Here is a 4,198-nt window from a genome sequence, read left to right on the forward strand (position 1 = left end):
TCGAGGTCGATCGGGTTGCCGCTCTCCCACTCGGCGCGGAAGGCGCCCAGCCAGCCGGAGAGCTTCTTCAGATGGCCCGACTGCACGTCGCGCTCGCGGCGCTGCGGCAGCGCGCCACCGGCGCGGTCGAGCAGCAGCGTGACCTCGAGCTTGTCGGCCAGCATCGCCGCGGCGCGCTCGGCCGCGTCGGCGCGGCCGATCACCAGGCAACGGCCCTCCGAGCGATAGGTGACCGTGGTGACCGGATCGGGGTCGGGCAGCTGCGCGGCAGCCAGCAGTGCGGCGATCTTCGGCGCGGCGTCCTTGGCGTCCTTCGACCAGCCGCCGGTCTCGCGGATGTTGACGAAGCGGATCGGCCGCTCGGCCACCGGCAGCGCGCCCTCGGTCTGCTCGTTCAGTTCGAGGAAGAGGCGGCTCTCCTGCGTGCAGGCCACCAGCAGGTCGTCGCCGGACTTGGCGGCGCGCTGGAAAGCGCCGGCCTCTCGCCGGCACAGCAGGGTGTGGACGGTTTCGAGACCGTCAGCGCTCGCCAGCGGCGTCTTGGCCAGCGCCTGGCTCACCGGCGCCAGGCTCTGCGGCGTCAGCGGCATCGTGCGATTGCAGTCGCAGATCAGCGTCTTCATCGGTTGTCTCTTCCGGGGGATGGGCGGGCGCCGGCGCAGGGCCGTTCGCCGAGGGCTTCTTCTCGTCGCCGAACAGGCCAAGGAACTGCGACTGCACCATCTGGCGCAGCATGCCCGCCGGCAATGGATCGGGCTTGCCGTAGTCGTCGATGTAGATGTCCAGGCCGTCCATCACGTTGAAGTGCGGGTCGGCGAACAGCTTCTTCAGCGCGGCGTTCTTGACCGTGGGGTCGACGTCGCGGGCGACGAAGCGGGTGAAGTCGGAGGCAGGCGTGAGCGTCGCGGTCTCTTCGAGCGTGGGCGGCGGCGCGGCGGGATCGGCGGCCGGAGCCGGCTCCGGCTCCGGTCGCGGCGGCACGGCGGCCGGCACCGCTGCCGCCACCGGTTCCGCGGAGGGCGCTGTCGGCAGCGGTTCGGCCGGCGCGCGTCCTTCGCGCACCAGGGCCTTGCGCTTCGCCCAGCGCGAGAGGAAGCCGTCCTCGCTGCTCATGGTGCCCCCGTGCGGCGCTCAGCCGCCACGCCGGTCCGGCGCCTGGAAAGACGCCGGGCGCTTGCGCTGCTTGGGCTCGGGCCGGTAGTTCTGTTCGGTATAGGCCTGCAGCCACTCGCGCCACTCGGGCTGCAGCGGCACGTTGTCGACCTTCTCCTGCGCGTCGAGCCGGCGGCCGGCCTCGTTGTACGACAGCGTCACCTGCTCGGGCCAGGCGCGCGACGGATCCTCATCGTCGCTGCGCCAGACCACGAACCACACCGGCGCGCCGCTGCTCAGATTGAGGTAGTAGCCCTCGCCCTCGTCGGCGAACAGCTCGACCGTGAAGCCCGGGTGCAAGGTGCGCTGCAGCTTGCCGTCGTCGCGCAGCACGCGCGGCGCCTCGCCGAAGCCTTCCTCCATCGGCACCACCTCGACGATGCGGTGCCGCCAGTCCTCCCAGCGATTGGGCTGGAAGTCGCGCTCCATCACGACCGCGACGGTGACCGAAGGACGCGGAGCGGCCATGGCGGATCAGGTGTTCTTGGAGATCGAGATGGTCGGGAACTTCGAGCTGAAGTCCTTGGCGCGCTGGGCGATCTTCACTGCCACCTGGCGCGCCACGCCCTTGTACAGGCCGGCGATCTCGCCGTCGGGTTCGCTGACCACGGTGGGCCGGCCGGCGTCGGCCTGCACGCGGATCGACAGGTTCAGCGGCAACGCGCCGAGGTAGTCCATCTGGTACTCGGCGGCCATGCGCTTGCCGCCTTCCTCGCCGAAGATGTGCTCGACGTGGCCGCACTTCTCGCACACATGCACCGCCATGTTCTCGACGATGCCGAGGATGGGCACGCCCACCTTCTCGAACATCTTGATGCCCTTGCGGGCGTCGAGCAGGGCGATGTCCTGCGGCGTGGTGACGATCACCGCGCCGGTCAGCGGCACGCGCTGGCTGAGCGTGAGCTGGATGTCGCCGGTGCCCGGCGGCATGTCGACGATCAGGTAGTCGAGATTGCCCCAGTTGGTCTGGCGCAGCAGCTGCTCGAGCGCCTGCGTGGCCATCGGGCCGCGCCAGATCATCGGGTTGTCGGGCTCGATCAGGAAGCCGATCGAGATCACCTGAACGCCATAGTTCTCCAGCGGCTCCATGGTCTTGCCGTCGGCACTCTCGGGGCGGCCCTCGATGCCCATCATCATCGGCTGGCTGGGGCCGTAGATGTCGGCGTCGAGGATGCCCACCGTCGCGCCCTCGGCGGCCAGCGCCAGCGCCAGGTTGACGGCCGTGGTGCTCTTGCCCACGCCGCCCTTGCCCGAAGCCACGGCGACGATGTTCTTGACATTGGGCAGGAGCTGCACGCCGCGCTGCACCGCGTGGGCGATGATCTTCGAGCCGATGTTGGCGCTGACGTTCTCGACACCGGCCACCGAGCGCGCCGCGGCGATCAGCGCCTTGCGCAGCGCCGGGATCTGGCTCTTGGCGGGGTAGCCGAGCTCGACGTCGAAGGAGACGTCGCCGCCCTCGACTTTGAGGTTCTTCAGCTGCTTCGTCGAGACGAAGTCCTTCCCGGTGTTGGGATCGATCACGCCCTTGAGGGCGTCGTGCAGGGCGGATTCGGAGGCGGCCATGAAGACGGTTGCATAAGGCGGAGCGGGGCCGGCAGTCTAGCGCTTCTAGAATGGGCGGATGACCCGCAAGCTCTTCGTCACCACCGCCCTGCCCTACGCCAACGCGCCGTTCCACGTCGGGCACATGATGGAGTACATCCAGGCCGACATCTGGGTGCGCTTCCAGCGGATGCTCGGTCACGAGGTGCATTTCGTCTGTGCCGACGACGCCCACGGCGCGCCGATCATGATCGCCGCCGAGAAGGCCGGCCTCAGTCCTCAGGAGTTCGTGGCGAAGATCGCCGCCGGCCGCCGGCAGTACCTCGACGGCTTCCACATCGGCTTCGACAACTGGCACTCCACCGACGGGCCTGAGAACCACGCCTTCGCCCAGGACATCTACCTCAAGCTGCGCAAGCAGGGCCTGATCTCGGTGCGCTCGATCGAGCAGTTCTACGACCCGGTCAAGGGCATGTTCCTGCCGGATCGCTACATCAAGGGCGAATGCCCGAAGTGCGGCGCGAAAGCCCAGTACGGCGACAGCTGCGAAGTCTGCGGCGCGGTCTATGCGCCCACGGAACTGAAGAACCCCTACTCCACGCTGACCGGCGCCACGCCGGTGATGAAGTCCAGCGAGCATCACTTCTTCCAGCTCTCGTCGCAGCGCTGCCTCGATTTCCTGCAGGACTGGACGCAGACCCCCGGCCGGCTGCAGCCGGAGGTGCTGAACAAGATCCGCGAGTGGTTCGCCACCGACGACGAAGGCCGCGTCGGCCTGGCCGACTGGGACATCAGCCGCGACGCGCCCTACTTCGGCATCCGCATCCCCGACACGGAAGACAAGTACTTCTATGTCTGGCTCGACGCGCCAGTGGGCTACCTCGCCTCGCTGAAGAACTACTGCGACAGGAGCGGCCGCGACTACGACGCGCTGATGGCCGACCCGGTGCTGGAGCAGATCCACTTCATCGGCAAGGACATCACCTACTTCCACACCCTCTTCTGGCCGGCGATGCTGCACTTCAGCGGCCGCAAGACGCCGGACAAGGTGTTCGTGCACGGCTTCATCACCGTCAACGGCGGCGAGAAGATGAGCAAGAGTCGCGGCACCGGCATCTCGCCGCTGAAGTACCTCGAGCTCGGCATGAACGCCGAGTGGCTGCGCTACTACATCGCCGCCAAGCTGAACTCCAAGGTCGAGGACATCGACTTCAACCCCGACGACTTCGTCGCCCGCGTCAACAGCGATCTGATCGGCAAGTACATCAACATCGCCAGCCGCGCCGCGGGCTTCCTGACCAAGCGCTTCGGCGGGCACCTCAGCGCCGACATCGGCGTCGAGGGCCGCACGCTGCTCGACGGCCTGCGCGCGCATCGCGGCGAGGTCGAGCGCCTTTACGAGGAGCGCGAGTACGGCAAGGCGCTGCGCGAGATCATGCTGCTGGCCGACCGCGTCAACGAGTACGTCGACACCCACAAGCCCTGGGAACTGGCCAAGCAG

General features: G+C 68.2%; 4 protein-coding genes and 1 pseudogene. 1 reads left to right on the forward strand and 4 read right to left on the reverse strand.

Going from position 1 to position 4,198, the window contains the following annotated elements; translation table 11 throughout:
- The 4 genes and pseudogenes from AB7U92_RS22735 to apbC form a co-directional block, all read right to left on the reverse strand.
- Positions 1–623 (reverse strand): annotated as a pseudogene (locus AB7U92_RS22735) (4Fe-4S ferredoxin); the annotation flags it as partial.
- Positions 520–1,113, reverse strand: a complete 594-nt coding sequence (locus tag AB7U92_RS22740) for a DUF3306 domain-containing protein (protein WP_428582386.1) — start codon at positions 1,111–1,113, stop codon at positions 520–522. The gene AB7U92_RS22740 and the pseudogene AB7U92_RS22735, both read right to left, overlap by 104 nt.
- Positions 1,114–1,131: 18 nt before the next feature.
- Positions 1,132–1,620 (reverse strand): DUF3305 domain-containing protein, encoded by a 489-nt coding sequence (locus AB7U92_RS22745; protein ID WP_428582388.1) that lies wholly within the window; start codon positions 1,618–1,620, stop codon positions 1,132–1,134.
- Between the two features lie 6 nt (positions 1,621–1,626).
- On the reverse strand, positions 1,627–2,718 hold the full coding sequence (gene apbC, locus AB7U92_RS22750) for an iron-sulfur cluster carrier protein ApbC (RefSeq protein ID WP_428582390.1): 1,092 nt from the start codon (positions 2,716–2,718) through the stop codon (positions 1,627–1,629).
- Between the two features lie 58 nt (positions 2,719–2,776).
- On the opposite strand from apbC, the gene metG reads away from it, so the two are divergent.
- Positions 2,777–4,198: methionine--tRNA ligase (gene metG, locus AB7U92_RS22755; RefSeq protein ID WP_428582392.1), on the forward strand; the 1,422-nt coding region annotated here is incomplete at its 3' end.

Source organism: Piscinibacter sp. (assembly GCF_050175855.1).
Taxonomy (GTDB): Bacteria; Pseudomonadota; Gammaproteobacteria; order Burkholderiales; family Burkholderiaceae_C; genus Piscinibacter.